The sequence below is a fragment of the Aeromonas sp. FDAARGOS 1403 genome, from assembly GCF_019047325.1.
Classification (GTDB): domain Bacteria; phylum Pseudomonadota; class Gammaproteobacteria; order Enterobacterales; family Aeromonadaceae; genus Aeromonas; species Aeromonas dhakensis.
Window position 1 is genome coordinate 1,201,271 of sequence record NZ_CP077249.1, and the last position, 17,586, is coordinate 1,218,856.

Sequence of the window (17,586 nt, forward strand, 5' to 3'; positions counted from 1 at the left end):
TGCAACTGAAGGCGACAAGGGGCAGATTGGTCCCCTGTCCAAGGAGCCAAGGCTCAGGTCCGCCAACCCTTTTAAAGCGCAAAGGATGCGACATGTTCACCTTTTCCCGAGGGCTTCTGCTGCTGGCTTGTCTGGCCGCCGTTCCCTGTTCATATGCCAATGATGAGTCCGCCATGCCCACACGCGACACCCAGATCCAGCCTCCCGTGGCCGCCAAACACCCTCACGCCATCAAGAAACACGGGGATACCAGGGTCGACAACTACTACTGGCTGCGCGATGACGAGCGCCAGAAACCCGAGGTGCTGGCTTACCTGGAGGCCGAAAACGCCTACACCGACGCCATGCTCAAACCGGTCAAGCCGCTGCGCGACCAGCTCTATCAGGAGATGGTTGCCCGCATTCCCCAGCAGGACGAGTCGGTGCCCTATGTGAAGAACGGCTATCGCTACCAGACCCGCTACGAGCCGGGCAAGGAGTACGCCATCTATTCACGCAGCAAAATTGGTGAAGAGGCTACAAGCCTGCTGCTGGACGGCAACCAGCGCGCCGAGGGCCACGAGTTCTACGCTCTGGGGGCGCTCGAGGTGAGCCGCAACAACCGCTGGCTGGCGGTGGCGGAAGATTTCCTCTCCCGCCGCCAGTACCAGATCCAGTTCTTCGATCTGGAGAGCGGCAAGTGGGCCGCCGATACGCTTCCGAACACCTCCGGCAATCTGGTGTGGGCCAACGACAGCAAGACGGTGTTCTACGTGCGCAAGCACCCCAAGACCCTGCTGCCCTACCAGGTCTATCGCCACGAGCTGGGTACGGATCCCGCCAAGGACACCCTGGTCTACGAGGAGAAGGACGACACCTTCTATGTGAGCCTCTATGCCACCACCTCGGAAGATTTCATCGTCATCGCCCTCTCCAGCACCACTACCGGCGAGGCGCGCCTCATCGATGCCAACGTGCCGACCCAGGCGCCGCGGCTGTTCCTGCCGCGCCAGGTGGATCACGAGTACAGCCTGGATCACTACCGCGGCCGCTTCTATGTGCGCTCCAACAAGGACGGCAAGAACTTCGGCCTCTACGAGACCAAAGAGAGCCCGGTGGAGCGCTGGAAGGCGGTGATCGCCCCCAATCCGGATGTACTGCTGGAGAGCTATGCCCTGTTCAAGGAGTGGCTGGTGCTGGAGGAGCGCAGTCAGGGGCTGACCCGGCTGCGCCAGGTCAACTGGCAGAGCGGCGAGCAGAAGGAGATCGCCTTCGACGATCCCGCCTATGTCACCTGGCTTGCCTACAACCCGGAGCCGGACACCAGCGCCCTGCGCTATGGCTACTCCTCCATGACCACGCCGTCTTCCACCTACGAGCTCGACTTGAACAGCGGCAAGCGCACCCTGCTCAAGCAGCAGTCGGTGGCGGGCTTCAAGGCCGATCAATATGCCAGCGAGCGGCTCTGGATCGCCGCCCGTGACGGCGTGGCCGTGCCGGTGTCGCTGGTCTATCGCAAGGACCAGTTCAAGAAGGAGGGGACCGGCGCAGGCACCAATCCGCTGCTGGTCTACGGCTATGGCTCCTATGGCGCCAGCATGGATCCGGACTTCAGCAGCGCCAGGCTGAGCCTGCTGGACCGCGGCTTCGTCTACGCCATCGCCCACATCCGGGGTGGCGAGGAGCTGGGCCGCCACTGGTATGAGGATGGCAAGCTGCTGAAAAAGCAGAACACCTTCAATGACTTCATCGACGTGACCGAGGCGCTGGTGGCGCAGGGCTATGGTGCCAGGGATCAGGTCTACGCCATGGGCGGCAGCGCCGGCGGCCTGCTGATGGGGGCCGTCATCAACCAGGCGCCCCAGCTCTATCGCGGCGTGGTGGCCCAGGTGCCCTTCGTCGACGTGGTCACCACCATGCTGGACGAGTCCATCCCCCTCACTACCGGCGAGTATGACGAGTGGGGCAACCCGAATCAGAAGCGCTACTACGACTACATGAAGGCCTACAGCCCCTACGATCAGGTCAAGGCGCAGGCTTACCCGAATCTGCTGGTCACCACGGGTCTGCACGATTCCCAGGTGCAGTATTGGGAGCCGGCCAAGTGGGTGGCCAAGCTGCGCGAGCTGAAGACGGATGATAACAAGTTGTTGCTGAGTACCGACATGGACGCCGGCCACGGCGGCAAGTCGGGCCGCTTCAAGGCCTACGAGGATATCGCGCTGGAGTTTGCGTTTATCCTGGATCTGGCCAAGCCAAAAGCATAAGTCACCAAGGTCGCAGCCCTTGCCAGACAAGGGCTGCAAAAGAATCTCCTTTCTCTCTTCCCGCCTGCCGTCCGGTAGCACAACCAATTAATCTTCGATCGGCAAATTAATGATCGGCTTCAAACTTCTGGCGCCTGATATTCCTGATTTTGTGTTTTTTGTTTGATTTATGTTGGCGCCGTGTGCTTAATCGATGCCGTTATAACTCTTTAATTGGCACCCTCGGTGCCAATTATCTCTGGTTGGCATGAAGCCGACTGTCTCACCACAGGATGCTGGTGGCTTTTTGGGGAACGCTGGTCGTTCACCCATTTCCTCATCGCGAGGTCACGGACGACCGCCGACGCAGCACGGCGGTTTGTCTTGCATTCGCCCGTGGAACGGGCGAGCTGAATCAATCAAAAAGGATGAACAACATGAAAGGATTATCCCTGGCGTGTGCCCTGTCGGCAGCTCTGGTCGGCGTTTCGTTTGGTGGTCCGGTACAGGCGCAGGAGCGCTTCGTGACCATAGGCACCGGCGGTCAGACCGGTGTCTACTACGTGGCGGGCCAGTCCATCTGCCGCTTCCTCAACCGCGGCGCCGCCGATCACCAGATCAAGTGCAACGCCCCGGCCAGTGGCGGCGGTGTTGCCAACGTCAACGGCATCCGCTCCGGCGAGTTCAACTTCGGCATCATGCAGTCCGACCACCAGTACAAGGCGATGAAGGGCGTCGAGCCGTTCAAGGCCGAGGGTCCGATGGATGACATCCGCGCCGTCTTCTCCCTGCAGAGCGAAGTGTTCACCATCCTGGCCCGCAAGGACGCCAAGATCGCCGGCTTCGACGATCTGAAGGGCAAGCGCGTCAACATCGGCAACCCGGGCTCCGGCCAGCGCGACACCTTCGAAGAGATCATGGCCGTCAAGGGTTGGGACAAGTCCGCCTTCAGCCTGGTTTCCGAGCTGAAACCCGCCGAGCAGGCCTCTGCCCTGGGTGACAACAACATCGACGCCATGAGCTACTTCGTTGGCCACCCGAACGGTGCCATCCAGGAAGCCTCCACCACCACCGACACCGTGCTGGTGCCGGTGACCGGCCCCGAGATCGACAAGCTGCTGGCCGAGAAGAGCTACTACAGCAAGGCCGAGATCCCGGGTGGCCTGTACAAGGGCAGCCCGAACCCGACCCCGTCCATCGGTGGCAAGGCCGTACTCTCCACCAGCGCCAAGGCCGATCCGGAAGTGGTCTACCAGCTGGTCAAGTCCGTGTTCGACAACCTGGATCGCTTCAAGCGCCTGCACCCGGCCTTCGCCGACCTGAAGGAAGCCGACATGATCAAGGTGGGTCTCTCCGCCCCGCTGCATGAAGGCGCGGTGCGCTACTACAAGGAACGTGGCTGGATGTAATCCGGTTGCGGTTTCGGATGTGCCCCAGACTCGCTCCTCCCTCGGGGGGGCGAGTCTCATTTATTGCAGTACCAACAGAGCCACACTATGCAGCAAACACAACAACAAGAGGCGCTCTCGGCCGAGGAGCTGATCGCCCAGGATGTGGGAGCCCGCCTGCCGGTGGGCACCATGAGCTGGATCATCGCGGGTCTTGCGCTGATCTGGTCCCTGTTCCAGCTCTGGATCGCTTCGCCGCTGCCGTTCTCTCTCGGCATCGGTGTTCTCAACGACACTGAAACACGCTCGATTCACCTGGCTTTCGCCATCCTGCTCGCCTATCTGGTGTTCCCGGCCATGCGCAGCTCGCCGCGCGACCGGGTGCCGCTCGGTGACATCGCCCTTGGCCTCATCGGCGCCGCCGTCGCCAGCTACCTGTTCATCATGTATGAGCAGCTGGCCCAGCGCCCCGGCAACCTGACCACCATGGACTTCGTGGTCGCCTGTATCGGCATTCCGCTGCTGCTGGAAGCCGCCCGCCGTGCCCTCGGCCCGGCCCTGGCGGTGATCGCCATCGTCTTCCTGGCCTACAGCCTGGCCGGCCCCTGGATGCCCTCCCTGCTGGCCCACCGTGGGGTGAGCCTGCACGCGCTGGCCAACCACCAGTGGATCACCACCGAAGGGGTGTTCGGTATCGCCCTCGGGGTCTCCACCAGCTTCGTCTTCCTGTTCGTGCTGTTTGGCGCCCTGCTCGAGCGCGCCGGTGCGGGCCACTACTTCATCCAGCTCGCCTTCAGCCTGCTCGGCCACCTGCGCGGCGGCCCGGCCAAGGCGGCTGTGGTGGCCTCGGCCCTGACCGGCGTCATCTCCGGCTCCTCCATCGCCAACGTGGTGACCACCGGCACCTTCACCATCCCCATGATGAAACGGGTCGGCTTCTCCAAGGAGAAGGCCGGCGCGGTGGAAGTGGCCTCCTCGGTCAACGGCCAGATCATGCCCCCGGTCATGGGGGCCGCCGCCTTCCTGATGGTGGAGTACGTCGGCATTCCCTACGTCGACATCATCAAGCACGCCTTCCTGCCGGCGGCTATCTCCTACATCGCCCTGCTCTACATAGTGCACCTCGAGGCACTCAAGCTCGGCATGCAGCCCATCGGCAACCGTCAGCCGCGGCCCTGGTTGCGCCGCCTGACCGGCTTCGCCTTCGGTGCCGCCCTTATCAGCGGCCTCTCCATGGCAGTCTACTATGGCCTGGGCTGGCTCAAGCCGGCGCTGGGCGACTACGCCCTGCCGGGGATCAGCGTGCTGCTGGCCGCCGCCTATCTGGGACTGCTGAAGATCGCCGCCAGCAACGAGCCGTTGCCATCGGAAGATCCGGACAAGCCGCTGGACGAGCTGCCGGAGACCCGCGCCGTGCTGCTCTCCGGCCTGCACTTCCTGCTGCCGGTGGTGGTACTGGTGTGGTGTCTGATGGTGGAGCGCCTTTCCCCCGGCCTGTCGGCCTTCTGGGGCTCGGTGATGCTGATCATCATACTGCTGACCCAGCGCCCGCTGCTGAACTGGCTGCGCACCGATGGCAAGCATGACTACGGCAGCTTCACCGACGGTATGGTGGATCTGCGCGAGGGGCTGATCGCCGGTGCCCGCAACATGATCGGCATCGGCATCGCCACCGCCACCGCCGGCATCATAGTCGGGGCCGTCTCCCAGACCGGCGTCGGCCTGGTGCTGGCGGATCTGGTGGAGTTCCTCTCCATGGGCAACCTGCTGCTGATGCTGCTGCTGACCGCCCTGCTGAGCCTGATCCTCGGCATGGGCTTGCCCACCACCGCCAACTACATAGTGGTGTCGAGCCTGCTGGCGCCGGTAATCGTCACCCTGGGGCAGCAGAATGGCCTCATCGTGCCGCTCATCGCCGTACATCTGTTCGTCTTCTACTTCGGCATCATGGCCGATGTGACCCCGCCGGTGGGGCTGGCCTCGTTCGCCGCGGCCGCCGTCTCCAAGGGAGATCCCATCAAGACCGGGATCACGGCGTTCTACTACAGCCTGCGCACCGCGGCGCTGCCGTTCCTGTTCATCTTCAACACCGACCTGCTGCTCATCAACGTGGACTTCGCCCACGGCGTGCTGATCTTCATCGTGGCCACCATCGCCATGCTGATCTTCGCCGCCGCCACCCAGGGTTACTTCCTGGTGAAGAGCCGCTGGTACGAGAGCGTGCTGCTGCTGCTGGTGGCCTTCACCCTGTTCCGTCCCGGCTTCTGGATGGACATGCTGCACGACCCGTATCGCGACGCCGCGCCGGCCGAGTTGGCCCAGACCATGGGCCAGGTGGAGGCCGAAAGTACCCTGCGCCTGCGGATGGAAGGGGAAGATGCGGTGGGCAAGCTGCGCCGCTTCACCGTGCTGCTGCCGGTGCCGGATGGCGCGAGCGGTGAGGATCGTCTGACCAAGCTGGGGATCCAGACCTATGAGCAGGATGGCAAGATCCTGATCGACAGCATCACCTTCGGCAGCCAGGCCGCCGAGCTGGGGCTGGAGATGGATCAGCAGATCCTGAGCGTCAAGGCGCCCACCGAGCGCTGGCCCAAGGAGCTGATGTGGCTGCCGGGCTTCCTGCTGTTCGGTGCCGTGATCTGGCTGCAGCGGCGCCGTCAGGCACGCTGATCCCGCACCCAATAAAAACGGCGCCACGATGGCGCCGTTTTTATTTACCCCGTGTGGGGTTATTCCTGCGGAGCTTGCTTCTGCGGCAGGTTGAAAGGCTGTTGCTTCACCTGGCTCAGTTCCGGCTGCTCTCAGACCTATTCAACTCGGCACATCATGATATCTATACGGGCCGCGGGAGGGCTTATTCTTGCGGATCCTGCTCCTGCAGCAGGCTCAGGATCTGTTGCTCCACCTGGCTCAATCCCAGCTGCTCACAGGCCTGCTCAAAGCTGATTCCCAAGTGGCACATCATGATGTCGATGGCGGGCAGATAGTTTCTCATTGCTTCTTCCATGGTGATCCTCCGAACCCGTTCCTTATGCCCGAACCGGGTGTGCGGGACAATTAGACTTTAGGCGTAGAGTGCTCGTTTGCTGAGCGCCTCTGCCACTGGCCGGGGGAATTTGTTACTCTCCCTGTCAGCAAGAAGATGTTGCCGTATGACTGCGAGCGACACGTGAGGAGCAGGGCATGTTATTGAGTTTCTTGATCATCGCATCGGGCTGGTGGCACATTCGTGCGGCCTACGGCTCAGACTCCCGTCAGTTCTACATCAGCAAGCCGCTGACCATGCTGCTCATCATAGCGCTGGCGTTCGGCTATCAGGGCTATGACCACGACGGCTCCCACGCCTGGATCCTGCTCGGTCTCTGCCTGTCGCTGGCCGGCGATGTGCTGCTGATGCTGCCGAGCGACCGCTTCATCCAGGGGCTGGCGGCATTTCTTGTCGCGCACCTCTGCTACATCGTCGGCTTCGCCCAGGGGCCGCTGGTGCTGAACCTGGTGGATGGCCTGCTGTTGCTGCTGGTGGCCGGCATGGTGTTCGGCCTGTTGTGGGGCAAGCTCGGGGAGATGAAGATCCCCGTCTTCTGCTACATGCTGGTGATCATCGGCATGGCCTGGGTGGCCGCCGGTGCCTGGCACGCCTCCCTCACCGCCGGCAGCGCCGCTGCCCTGGTGGGGGCGCTGATGTTCCTCTTCTCCGACAGCATGCTGGCGCTGGACCGCTTCCGTCGCCCCTTCCCCCATGCCACCGCCTGGGTGATGAGCAGCTACTTCGCCGCCCAGTTCCTGATCGCCGCCTCGCTGGCGGGTTGACCGGCGGGCCGCAATAAAAAACGGGCCTGCCGGCCCGTTTTGCTACTCCCTTCTCACTCTTTTCACGCCTCGACCGGTTCGGCATCCGGCGCCCTCGGGGCCGGCTGCTTGAGCAGCAGCATCAGGGCGCTGGCGATCAGCAGGAAGATACCCATCACGAAGAACACCTGGTTGTAGGCCATGATGGCCGCCTCGCGGCTGATGGTGTTCGACAGCATGGCCTGAGCCTGCAGACGGGCCAGCTCGGGGCCGGAGCCCTGGGCCATCATGCTCTGGGCCAGCTGCAGCAGATAGGCCTGTCCCTCTATGCTGGTGGCGGCCAGGGTACTGCCGATCTGGCTGACGTGGGTGCGGGTATCGTTGTCGATCAGGGTCGCTATGATGGCGATGCCGAAGGCCCCCCCCAGGTTGCGCAGCACGTTGAGCAGGGTGGAGGAGGAGGGGATCTCGTCCGGCGTCAGGCTGGCGGTCGCCACCAGGGAGAGCGGCACCATGATGAAGGGTTGTCCCAGCGCCCGCACGATGAGCGACTGGATCAGCTGGGGCCCGGCGTAGTCCGCGCTCATGTTCATGTTCATGAAGCAGCTGACGGCGAACACCAGAAAACCGAAGCTGACCAGATAGCGCGGGTCTATCTTGTGGGTCAATTTGGGCACCAGTGGCAGTACCAGCAGCTGGGGCAACCCCATCCACATCAGCACCTCGCCGATTTCCAGCGCGTTGTAGTTGTGGATCTGGGTCATGTAGAGGGGCAGCACATAGATGGAGCCCATCAGAGCCATGCCGAGTACCAGGTAGGCGAAGCAGGCCAGCGCGAAGCGCGGGTTGTGCAGCAGCCGCAGGTTGACCAGCGGGTGGCGGCGCAGCAGCTGGCTGATGACGAAGAACACCAGCGCCACCACCGAGATGACGGTGAGCCGCACGATGAAGCTGGAACCGAACCAGTCCTCCCGGTTGCCCTCTTCCAGCACCACTTCCAACAGGCCAAGCCCCACCGCCATGGTAAGGATGCCGATGAGATCCACCCGCTTGATCACTTCCCAGTCCACCGGCTTCTTGTCCAGCCCGTGGGCCAGCATGGCCATCACCAGCAGTCCCGGCGGCACGTTCAGGTAGAAGATGTAGTGCCAGGACATCTGCTCGGTCAGCCAGCCGCCCAGGGTCGGGCCGATGGCAGGGGCGAAGGTGGCGCACAGGCCGAACAGCGCCATGCCGGTGGCTCGCTTGTGCAGCGGCAGCAGGCTGACGATGAGGGAGAAGGCCATGGGGATCAGCGCCCCGCCGGTGAAGCCCTGCAGCGCCCGAAAGACGATCATGCTGGTGAGGTTCCAACTGAACGAGCAGAGCACGGAGGCGACGATGAAGGCGCCGGTGGTCCACAGCAGGTAGCGCCGCACGCTCAGCCCCCGGCTCAACCAGCCGCTCAGCGGGATGGCGATCATCTCCGCCACCAGATAGGAGGTGGAGATCCAGGAGCTCTCGCTCAGGGTGGCCGACAGAGCCCCCTGAATGTCCTTCAGGGAGGCGTTGGTGATCTGGATGTCGAGGATGGCCATGAAGGCGCCGATGAGGCCCCCCATGACCGCGATCCAGTTGCGGCGTGGTATGGCGTCCATCAGTTGGCGGCGACCACGGGATCAGGGCTGCGGGTGTCGACGATCACCTCGGTGGAGAGGCCTGGCAGCAGCTTGCCTGCCAGCGCGCCCGGATCCGGAATGCGGATCTTCACCGGTACCCGTTGCACGATCTTGGTGAAGTTGCCGGTGGCGTTCTCCGGCGGCAGCAGGGCGAACTTGGCACCGGTGGCCGGCGCCAGGCTGTCGATGATCCCCTCGACCGGTTGATCCGGATAGGCATCCAGGATCACCTCCACCTTCTGGCCGGGCTGCATGTGGAGCAGCTGGGTCTCCTTGAAATTGGCCTCGACCCACACCTGCTGCAGCGGCACCAGACTGGCCACCTGCATGCCGGACTGGACGTAGAGCCCGGCCCGCAGGCTGCGCTTGCCGATGATGCCGTCGGCCGGTGCCCGCAGCTCGGTGTAGCCAAGCTCCAGCCTGGCTTGTTCAAGCTGAGCCTCACTCAGGGCCAGCTTGGCCTGGTTCTGCTTGGCCTCGGCATCCAGCACCAGCAGCCGCTCGCGGGCGGCCTGCAGGGCCGCTTTGGCCTCCTGCTCCTGGGCCTGATTGACCTGCAAACCGGCACGCACCTCGTCCAGGCTGTCCTGGGAGCTGTAGTGGCGCTGGTTGAGCTGGCTGACGCGGCGCACCTGCTGCTGGGCCCGGACCTGTTCGGCATTGGCCGAGCTGACCTTGGCCTCGGCCTGGCGAATGAGGCTCAGCTGCTGGGTGCGGGTGGCGGCGAGATTTTCCGCCGTCGCCTGGTTGAGACGCAGGTCGGCTTCGGCCTCGGCCACCTTGGTCTTGTACTCCCGGTCGTCGAGACGGGCGATGAGCTGGCCGGCCTTCACCGGCTGGTTGTCGGTCACCAGCACTTCGCTGATGTAGCCGGAGAGCTTGGAGCCGATGCCGGTCACCTCGCTCTGCAGGTAGGCGTTGTCGGTGCTCTCGAAGTAGCGGCCGTGCAGATACCAGTAACCGGCAAACAGCAGGCCGAGCAGGGCCAGTATCATGGCGGCCAGCAGGGGGATCTTCTTGTGTTGACTCATGTGGGGGATTCCTGAACTTAAGAGAGGCAGGCTAACACTGGCCAACTGTTTCGATTAGTATCCATTTATGAGATATACAGTTTCACTGGTGCAACAATGGATCTGAACGCTGCATTGATTCTAGTGCGGATCGTCGACAAGGGTTCCTTCACGGCGGCCGCCCAGGAGCTGGGCATGACCAAGGCGACGGTGAGCCGGCGCATCGCCGAGCTGGAGCAGCGCCTCGGCGTGCGGCTGCTCTACCGCTCGACCCGCCAGCTCACCCTGACCGAGGCCGGCGAGCAGTACTATCTGCGTTGCAGCAAGGCGGTGGACGAGCTGGCCCAGGCCGAGCTGATGGTGAGCGCCAGCCAGCAGGAGGTGACCGGCACCCTCAAGCTGGCGGTGCCTATCGAGGCAGGGCAGCTGGTGGTGGGCCGACTGGTGGCGGAGTTTCTGCAGGCCTATCCCGGCCTGCAGGTGGAGCTGGAGCTGACCAATCGCATCGTGGATCCCATCAACGAGGGGCTGGATGCGATCGTGCGGATCGGCGACATGAGCGATTCGAACCTGGCGGCGCGGCGGCTGTGGAGCAATGCCCGCCTGATCTGTGCCAGTCCGGCGTACCTGGCACGCAGCCCCGCCATCACTCATCCCGAGGATCTGGTACAACATGAGCGGGTGGCGGTGACCAGCGGCTTTCTGGCCTCGCACTGGTGCTTCGAGCGGGATGACAAGGAGGTGCTGGTTGACCCTCCCTCCCGCTTTCGGGTTAATAATATAACCTGTGCCAGAGAGGCGGCGAAGGCCGGGTTGGGGCTCGCCTCTCTGCCCGCCATGCTGTGCCACGAGGAGCTGGCGAGCGGGACCTTGGTGTCCGTGCTGCCCGAGTGGCAGCAGCCTCGGGTGCCGATTTACCTGCTGTTTCCGGAGCGGCGGCTGATGCCGCGAAAATTGCGGGTGTTCATCGATTTCATCGTGGCCAAGGGGGCCGACTACGGCATAGACACCCTGCTGTAGCCGGCCAGAGTCGGTGCCGTGGTAACGGCATCGCGGGGGATCTAAGGGGGAAGACATGGATCACTGGATCAATCTGTATCGGGCTTCCCATTCGCTGGAGGCCCACGCCCTGAAAGGGGCGCTGGAAGTGGAAGGAGTGCCGGTGCGGCTCAATGGCGAGGCGCTGTCGGGCGCCCTGGGCGAACTGCCGGTGGACATGCTGCAGGTGACCCTGATGGTGCGCGAGCAGGATCGCAGCAAGGCGGGGCGGGTCATCGAACGCTATCAGCAGCGTCAGGGCAACGGCTGGCTGTGTGGTCAGTGTGGGGAGGAGAACGGCGCCAACTTCGATGTCTGCTGGCGCTGCCACCACGATCCCCACGAAAATTAATCGCTCGCCCTGCCTCAGCGCAGGGTGAAGTCGATGTCCTCCCCTGCGCTGGCGTCGTGATAGGTCGCCAGATCCAGCTCCCGCTCGCTGCGGGCAATCAACACGGAAACCAGAATATCGCCGGAGACGTTGACCGTGGTGCGCGCCATGTCGAGGATCCGGTCGATCCCGGCGATCAGTGCCACCCCCTCCAGCGGCAGTCCCACTGCGGTCAGGGTCAGCGTCAGCAGCATCAGGCCGGTGCCCGGCGTGCCCGCCGTGCCGATACTGGCCAGGGTGGCGATGCTGATGATGGTCAGGTAATCCACCAGGTGCAGATCCACCCCGAAGGCCTGAGCCACGAACAGGGCGGTCACCCCCTGATAGAGGGCGGTACCGTCCATGTTGATGGTGGCGCCGATGGGCAACACCTTGGCGGTGATGGCGGGGGAGACCCCGAGCCGGCGCTCGGCGCAGGCCAGGCTGATGGGCAGGGTGCTGTTGCTGGAGCTGCTGGTGAAGGCCACCGCCTGGGCATCGACGATGCTCTTGAAGTAGTGCAGCGGATTGAGGCGGGCCAGCAGGATCAGCAGGCTGCTGTAGACGCCGAGCACGTGCAGCAGGCAGCCGAGGTAGACGGCGCCGATCACCTTGAGCAGCGGCAGCAGCAGGCTCATGCCGTACTTGCCGGTCATCCAGGCCATCAGGGCGCAGACACCGTAAGGGGCCAGCGCCATTACCATCTGGGTCAGCTTGAACATCCCCTCCGCCAGCGAGGTGAAGAAGAGGATGGCGGGGCGGCCGCGCCGACCGGTGGCGTTGAGGGCGAGGGCGAGGGCCACCGCGAACACGATCACCTGCAGGATCTTGCCATCCACCATGGCCTGCACCGGGTTGCGCGGCACCAGGTGGCTCAGCACGCTGGCCAAGGTGGGGGACTCCGCCATGCCGACCCGCTCATAGGGCCCCATATTGGCACCCATGCCGGGTTCCAGCAGCCAGCCCATCATCAGGCCGATGCAGATGGCGACAGCGGTGGAACAGAGGTAGAGGCCGATGGCCTTGCCGGCGATGCGGTCGAGGGCCTTGCCTTTGAGCAGCGAGGTGAGGCCGGCGATGACCGAACAGAAGATGAGGGGCACCATCAGCATCTGGATGGTGTTGACGAACAGCACGCCAATGGGTTTGAGCAGCAATGCCTGTTCGCTGAAAAGGGCGCCGAGCCCGATCCCCGTCAGCATGCCGAGCAGGGTCTTCAACCAGAGCGGACGGCGGGTCCAGATCCGCCAGGGTTTGAAAGCCAGTCCATGGAACAGCATGACGCCAATGTCCTTATATTCGGTCTGCGGTGGCAAAAAGGGGCGTTAGTGTAGCCATCCCCTGCTCAGGTTGCCACATTATCGACAAAGCCGTGACCATCACCAGTACGGGGGCAGGGAAATCGGCAATTTGTTGGCCTATATCAAGGTCGTCGGCAGTGGGGCCGGATTTAATAGGCATCAAATATGTCTATTAAAGAGGTTTGCAATGACTCAATCGGTACACGGTCACGAAGTGATGGAGATGATGTTGGCGCAGGGCGGCCAGTTCACCCGGGCCAGCCTCAAGCAGGCCATAGATGCACGCTTCGGGGCGGATGCCCGTTTCCACACCTGCAGCGCCAGCGAGATGGATGCCGAGGCCCTGATCGACTTCCTGGCCAAGCGCGGCAAGTTCGTCGAATCGGAGCAGGGTTTCCAGACCCGCGCCGACAAGATCTGCAACCACGGTTGATCCCCGCCGGCGAGCGCCTGCTGCGCTCGCCGAATCCCGCCGCCTTTGTTATATTCGCCCTCTTTCCCCTCCTCTGTTGAAGGCTTGGCCTGGGCGTTGTATGGATACTTTCTCCGCTGCCGTCATGTTGTTTCTGATCATGGATCCGCTGGGCAACCTGCCGGTCTTTCTGTCGATCCTCCGCCATATCGATCCCAAGCGACGCCGTAAGGTGATGATGCGGGAGCTGCTGTTCTCGCTGGTGATCATGATGGCCTTCCTGTTCGTCGGTCAGCAGATCCTCAATTTCCTCAATCTGCGCCAGGAGGCGGTCAGCATCGCCGGCGGCATCATACTGTTCCTCATCGCCATCAAGATGATCTTCCCGAGTGAAGGGGGGGTGACCGGGCTGGCCGCGGGGGAGGAGCCCTTCCTGGTGCCCATGGCGATCCCCATGATTGCCGGCCCCTCGATCCTGGCATCCTTGCTGCTGCTGGCCAACCAGGAGCCGACCCGGATGGCGGACTGGTCGCTGGCCCTGCTGATGGCCTGGGGCGCCAGCGCCGTGATCCTGATGTTCTACGAGGTCTTCAACAAGCTGCTGGGTGAGCGAGGACTCACCGCGGTGGAGCGGCTGATGGGTATGCTGCTGGTGATGATCTCGGTGCAGATGCTGCTCGACGGGGTGCACCACTACCTGGCGGTGACCGGTCAGAACTGACTGGCTAACAGGAAAGACGCGGGGCTCGACGAGCCCCGTTTTTTTTGTTTGTGATCCGGCGTTTTGGCTATCAGGTGCCTGCGGCTGCCGAAGGGGCCAGCTTGCTCATTCTGTCGGGTGCTCGCGGCCTAGCACCTGTATCAGGCCGGTTCGGCAGCAGTGGGCTCCAGCTTGCCCATGATGAGGGTTAGCAGGGTTTCCCGCAGCCAGCGGTGGCCCGGATCCTCCTCGTGGCGCTGATGCCAGATCAGCAAATGGGAGATGCTGTCGAGGGCGATGGGCAGCGGCAGCGGCACCAGCGGATAGACCTGGGTGGCGTGGCGGGCGTAGAGCCGGGAGAGGGTCACTATCATGTCCGAATGCATGCCCATCCGCAGCGCCGCCTCGAAGGAGGGCACGGTCGCCTCGATGCGGCGGTAGAGATCCTGCTCCGCCAGCTTGTGATCCAGCATCCAGCGGTCGCGCCCCTCGCAATAGGTCTGCACGTGGGGATAGGCCAGGTAGCGGGTGAGATCCCATTCGGGCTCGTGCAGGGCCGGGTGGTCGTGCTGCACCAGACAGGTCAGATCGTCGATGGCGAGCAGTCGCTGACAGATGGCGTTGGGCAGGGTATCGAGCCGAAAGTCAGAGTTGATGCAGTTCTCCCGCACCGTGAAGGCGATGTCCACCTGGCCCTGGCTCATCTCGGTCAGGCTGTTCTCGGTCCACTCCTCGTAGCGCAGCCGGATGCCGGGGGCCTGCCGTTTCAGCTCGCTCAGGTAGAGCGGCGCGAACAGGGTGAAGGCGCTGTCCATGCTGGCGATGACGAACTCCCGCTCGGTGGTGGTCGGGTCAAAATCCGGCGGCTGGATCAGGTTGTCCAGCGACAGCAGGATCGGCTGCAGTTGCTGCTGCAGGCTGAGGGCGCGTGCGGTGGGTTCCAGCCCGTAGGCCGAGCGTACGAACAGGGGATCGTCGAAGGTTTCCCGCAGCCGGCCGAGGGCCTTGCTGACGGCAGACTGGCTCAGATGCAGGCGACGGGCAGCCCGGCTGCCGTTTCGTTCCTCCAGCAAAACTTGCAGTATTATCAATAGATTGAGGTCGATACGCCCCAGCTGTTCCAGCAACATGATATGAATCCTCTTCAATTCTTAGATGAATTTATACCATTTGTTTTCATATCTAGGCGAACTTATGCTCGAAACGTCTCTCGCCTTCAATGGCGGCTGGTACAGGATGTAGTGGTTGAGGGGACAAGTAGCATCAAGCAATACGGCGGCCTTCGGGTCGCCGTATTTTTTGGTGATTTATTTGCAAACTTGCGCCTGTCTTGATTTTGCCCAACAATCTTTGCGCCTTCTTTTGATACAAACGATCGGTATCTATCAGTCAGGAGTATCCCTATGGGACTCGGTGGAATTCATATCTGGCATTTGTTGATCCTGCTCGTCGTCGTGGTCGTGGTGTTTGGCAGCAAACGCCTGGCCGGCGCCGGGGAAGATCTGGGCACCGCCATCAGGGATTTTCGTAAAGCCTTGCGTGACGATGAATCACAGCCGAAATAAGTGGGAGTTGAATGATGTCCGTAGAAGAGAAAGTGGAATTGAACGAGACCTGTGACAGCTGCGGCTGCTTCGCCGAAATTGGCACCATCATCGGCGAGGGCGATGATGTGATGGAGCTGGTGATCGAGGCCGCCGAAGAGGCCGACGCCCGCGCCAAGCTGGCCGCCTACGAGGCGCTGGCCAAGCAGGTCACCGCCGAAGCCAAGAGCAGCAGCGAACTGAGCCAGGGCGCCAACGGCGTGATCCTGAAAGCCCGCCTGCAATTCACCTGCACCGCCGAAAAACTCATTTTCGAGATGCGTGCCCGCTCTATCTGAGCCCCCTGAAAACACGGCAGGTTCGCCTGCCGTGCTGACCCTTCTGCTGTGGGTCTGCGTTCTATAGTTAGTTATCCCACAGACGGTTTTGCCCGACGCGAGTCGGCCAACAGAAGGCGATCTCATCATGGTTCAGCGCAGGCTCTTCGCCACCCCCCTCCACGTCGCTCATCACCCGTTTGACCTGCCCGGACAGCCACTGGCGGTGATGCCATGAGGCGGCGCTGGCTCTGGAGCCTGCTCTTCCTGTGGGCGCTGCCGCTGCTGGCGGCGGATCTCAAGCCGCAGCGGCTGCCCCAGCCAGGGGATCTCGCCAGCATATTGCAAAAGAAAGAGCTGAGGGCCCTGGTGGTCTATGAGCGGGGCTTTTTCTTCCTCGACAAGGGGACCCAGCACGGCATCCTGGTCAACCAGCTGCAGGGGTTCGAGCGCTGGCTGAACCAGACCTACCTGGCCAAGGAGAAGATCAAGCTCAAGATCATCTACATCCCGGTGCGCCAGGACAAGCTGCTGGACTATCTCGCCGAGGGGCGGGGGGATCTGGTGGCTGCCAACATGACGGTGACGCCGACCCGGCGCGAGCAGGTGACCTTCTCCAACCCGGTGATCGCCCCCATCGAAGAGTGGGTGGTGAGCCAGCACAGCCTGCCGACCTTCAACCGCATTACCCAACTCTCAGGCCGGCGGGTCTGGGTGCGGGCCAGCTCCAGCTATTACGAGAGCCTGCGCCAGCTCAACTGGCTGTTTCGCGAGCTGGGGCTGCCCCCCGTCTATATCGAAACCGTCCCTGAATACCTGCAGGACGGGGATCTGCTGGAGATGGTGGCGGCCGGCATCATACCGCTCACCGTGACCGACAGCTTCAAGGGGCGGATCTGGCTCGGCATGATCAGCGGGCTGCGAGCCCACAAGTTGATCCCGCTGCGGGACAACGGCCGCAGCGCCTGGGCCCTGCGCAACAACAGCCCAGAGCTGCTCAAGGCGGTCAACGACTATCTGGCCGATGCCGGCAAGCGCACTCTTTACAGCGACATGGCCCTGCGCCGCCTGCTTGCTCGCAACGACCAGATGAGCAACATATTGGCACCGGATCCGCTGGGCCGGTTGTCGACCATCCGCAAGGTGCTGGAGCAGCAGGCCGACAAGTACCGGCTGGACTGGCTGATGCTGGCGGCGCTGGCCTACAAGGAGTCTGGCCTCAATGCCAATATCCGTTCCGAACGGGGGGCGGTGGGGATCATGCAGCTGTTGCCGAGTACCGGCAGCGAAGTGGGCATTCGCGGCGCCCGCCTCGCCAGCCTGGAGGGTAACGTGGAGGCGGCCTGCCGCTACATGCGGTTGATCCTCGACACCTATTTCAACGATCCCAAGCTGGACGTGCTCAACCGCCACCTGTTTGCACTGGCGGCCTACAATGCCGGCCCGAATCGGGTGCAGGCGCTCAGGGCCAAGGCCGAGGCCGCCGGGCTGGATCCCGACGTCTGGTTCGGCAACGTGGAGCAGCTGGTGGCCAACGAGGTGGGTCAGGGACCCATCAACTATGTCAGCACCATCTACAAGTACTATGTGGCCTACCGCTTCAGTCTGCCCCAGCTGGAGGGCAAGGCGGCCGCCATCGAGGCGGTGGCCCAGCCCTGACGTCCGGCTAGTGCGATGGGGCGGGCGAGTTGAAGGGCTGCCAGGCCTGATCCCTGTGTTGCAGATACCAGGGGGTCAGCTGGCCGCTCGGCGAGGGATCCGGCTCACTGGCCTGCGGTCTGTGACTGATGGCGGGGCGATCCGTGAGTTCCATGGTAAATTCCTTCATCCTGTT

General features: G+C 63.0%; 17 protein-coding genes. 11 read left to right on the forward strand and 6 right to left on the reverse strand.

Going from position 1 to position 17,586, the window contains the following annotated elements:
* The first annotated feature begins 92 nt into the window (after positions 1 to 92).
* The 3 genes from I6L33_RS05840 to I6L33_RS05850 all read left to right on the forward strand — a co-directional run bounded on the left by I6L33_RS05840 (position 93) and on the right by I6L33_RS05850 (position 6,283).
* Positions 93 to 2,246 carry a S9 family peptidase gene (locus tag I6L33_RS05840; RefSeq protein ID WP_216973694.1) on the forward strand — a complete coding sequence of 718 codons (2,154 nt, stop codon included), beginning with the start codon at positions 93 to 95 and terminating at the stop codon, positions 2,244 to 2,246.
* Between the two features lie 416 nt (positions 2,247 to 2,662).
* Positions 2,663 to 3,634: a TAXI family TRAP transporter solute-binding subunit gene (locus I6L33_RS05845; RefSeq protein ID WP_206219285.1), complete on the forward strand. Its 972-nt coding sequence runs from the start codon at positions 2,663 to 2,665 to the stop codon at positions 3,632 to 3,634.
* A gap of 87 nt (positions 3,635 to 3,721) precedes the next feature.
* Positions 3,722 to 6,283: a TRAP transporter permease gene (locus I6L33_RS05850; RefSeq protein WP_216973695.1), complete on the forward strand. Its 2,562-nt coding sequence runs from the start codon at positions 3,722 to 3,724 to the stop codon at positions 6,281 to 6,283.
* Between the two features lie 184 nt (positions 6,284 to 6,467).
* Here the strand turns inward: I6L33_RS05850 and I6L33_RS05855 are convergent, their stop codons facing one another.
* Positions 6,468 to 6,608: a hypothetical protein gene (locus tag I6L33_RS05855; protein WP_216974157.1), complete on the reverse strand. Its 141-nt coding sequence runs from the start codon at positions 6,606 to 6,608 to the stop codon at positions 6,468 to 6,470.
* Positions 6,609 to 6,796: 188 nt separating this feature from the next.
* Between I6L33_RS05855 and I6L33_RS05860 the strand changes: the two genes are divergently transcribed.
* Positions 6,797 to 7,423 carry a lysoplasmalogenase gene (locus I6L33_RS05860; RefSeq protein WP_005308018.1) on the forward strand — a complete coding sequence of 209 codons (627 nt, stop codon included), beginning with the start codon at positions 6,797 to 6,799 and terminating at the stop codon, positions 7,421 to 7,423.
* A gap of 62 nt (positions 7,424 to 7,485) precedes the next feature.
* On the opposite strand, the gene I6L33_RS05865 is transcribed toward I6L33_RS05860, so the two are convergent.
* Positions 7,486 to 9,039: a DHA2 family efflux MFS transporter permease subunit gene (locus I6L33_RS05865; protein ID WP_017764707.1), complete on the reverse strand. Its 1,554-nt coding sequence runs from the start codon at positions 9,037 to 9,039 to the stop codon at positions 7,486 to 7,488.
* Positions 9,039 to 10,091 carry an HlyD family secretion protein gene (locus I6L33_RS05870; protein ID WP_216973696.1) on the reverse strand — a complete coding sequence of 351 codons (1,053 nt, stop codon included), beginning with the start codon at positions 10,089 to 10,091 and terminating at the stop codon, positions 9,039 to 9,041. The genes I6L33_RS05865 and I6L33_RS05870 overlap by 1 nt, the downstream gene beginning before the upstream one ends.
* Positions 10,092 to 10,187: 96 nt before the next feature.
* On the opposite strand from I6L33_RS05870, the gene I6L33_RS05875 reads away from it, so the two are divergent.
* Positions 10,188 to 11,090 carry a LysR family transcriptional regulator gene (locus I6L33_RS05875; RefSeq protein WP_005308024.1) on the forward strand — a complete coding sequence of 301 codons (903 nt, stop codon included), beginning with the start codon at positions 10,188 to 10,190 and terminating at the stop codon, positions 11,088 to 11,090.
* 55 nt (positions 11,091 to 11,145) lie between these two features.
* Entirely contained in the window at positions 11,146 to 11,460 is a 315-nt protein-coding gene (locus I6L33_RS05880; protein ID WP_005308027.1) for a DUF2007 domain-containing protein, read from the forward strand.
* Between the two features lie 14 nt (positions 11,461 to 11,474).
* Here I6L33_RS05880 and I6L33_RS05885 read toward each other — a convergent pair whose 3' ends face one another.
* Complete coding sequence (locus I6L33_RS05885) at positions 11,475 to 12,758, reverse strand: dicarboxylate/amino acid:cation symporter (RefSeq protein ID WP_005308029.1); 1,284 nt, start codon at positions 12,756 to 12,758, stop codon at positions 11,475 to 11,477.
* A gap of 208 nt (positions 12,759 to 12,966) precedes the next feature.
* Between I6L33_RS05885 and I6L33_RS05890 the strand changes: the two genes are divergently transcribed.
* Both I6L33_RS05890 and I6L33_RS05895 read left to right on the forward strand, forming a co-directional pair.
* Positions 12,967 to 13,212 carry a YecH family metal-binding protein gene (locus I6L33_RS05890; RefSeq protein ID WP_017785721.1) on the forward strand — a complete coding sequence of 82 codons (246 nt, stop codon included), beginning with the start codon at positions 12,967 to 12,969 and terminating at the stop codon, positions 13,210 to 13,212.
* A 100-nt stretch (positions 13,213 to 13,312) separates the two neighbouring features.
* Entirely contained in the window at positions 13,313 to 13,912 is a 600-nt protein-coding gene (locus I6L33_RS05895; protein ID WP_010635400.1) for a YhgN family NAAT transporter, read from the forward strand.
* A gap of 140 nt (positions 13,913 to 14,052) precedes the next feature.
* On the opposite strand, the gene I6L33_RS05900 is transcribed toward I6L33_RS05895, so the two are convergent.
* Positions 14,053 to 15,021, reverse strand: coding sequence for a LysR substrate-binding domain-containing protein (locus I6L33_RS05900; RefSeq protein ID WP_017408788.1), 969 nt, complete (start codon positions 15,019 to 15,021; stop codon positions 14,053 to 14,055).
* A gap of 273 nt (positions 15,022 to 15,294) precedes the next feature.
* On the opposite strand from I6L33_RS05900, the gene tatA reads away from it, so the two are divergent.
* The 3 genes from tatA (at position 15,295) to I6L33_RS05915 (ending at position 17,411) form a co-directional block, all read left to right on the forward strand.
* Positions 15,295 to 15,456: a twin-arginine translocase TatA/TatE family subunit gene (gene tatA / locus I6L33_RS05905; RefSeq protein ID WP_005308036.1), complete on the forward strand. Its 162-nt coding sequence runs from the start codon at positions 15,295 to 15,297 to the stop codon at positions 15,454 to 15,456.
* A 14-nt stretch (positions 15,457 to 15,470) separates the two neighbouring features.
* Positions 15,471 to 15,773 (forward strand): YfcZ/YiiS family protein, encoded by a 303-nt coding sequence (locus I6L33_RS05910; protein WP_005308037.1) that lies wholly within the window; start codon positions 15,471 to 15,473, stop codon positions 15,771 to 15,773.
* A 213-nt stretch (positions 15,774 to 15,986) separates the two neighbouring features.
* A complete protein-coding gene (locus tag I6L33_RS05915; protein WP_026141109.1) occupies positions 15,987 to 17,411 on the forward strand; it encodes a lytic transglycosylase F in 1,425 nt (474 codons plus the stop codon).
* A gap of 7 nt (positions 17,412 to 17,418) precedes the next feature.
* Here I6L33_RS05915 and I6L33_RS05920 read toward each other — a convergent pair whose 3' ends face one another.
* Entirely contained in the window at positions 17,419 to 17,565 is a 147-nt protein-coding gene (locus I6L33_RS05920) for a hypothetical protein (protein WP_216973697.1), read from the reverse strand.
* Positions 17,566 to 17,586: the final 21 nt, after the last annotated feature.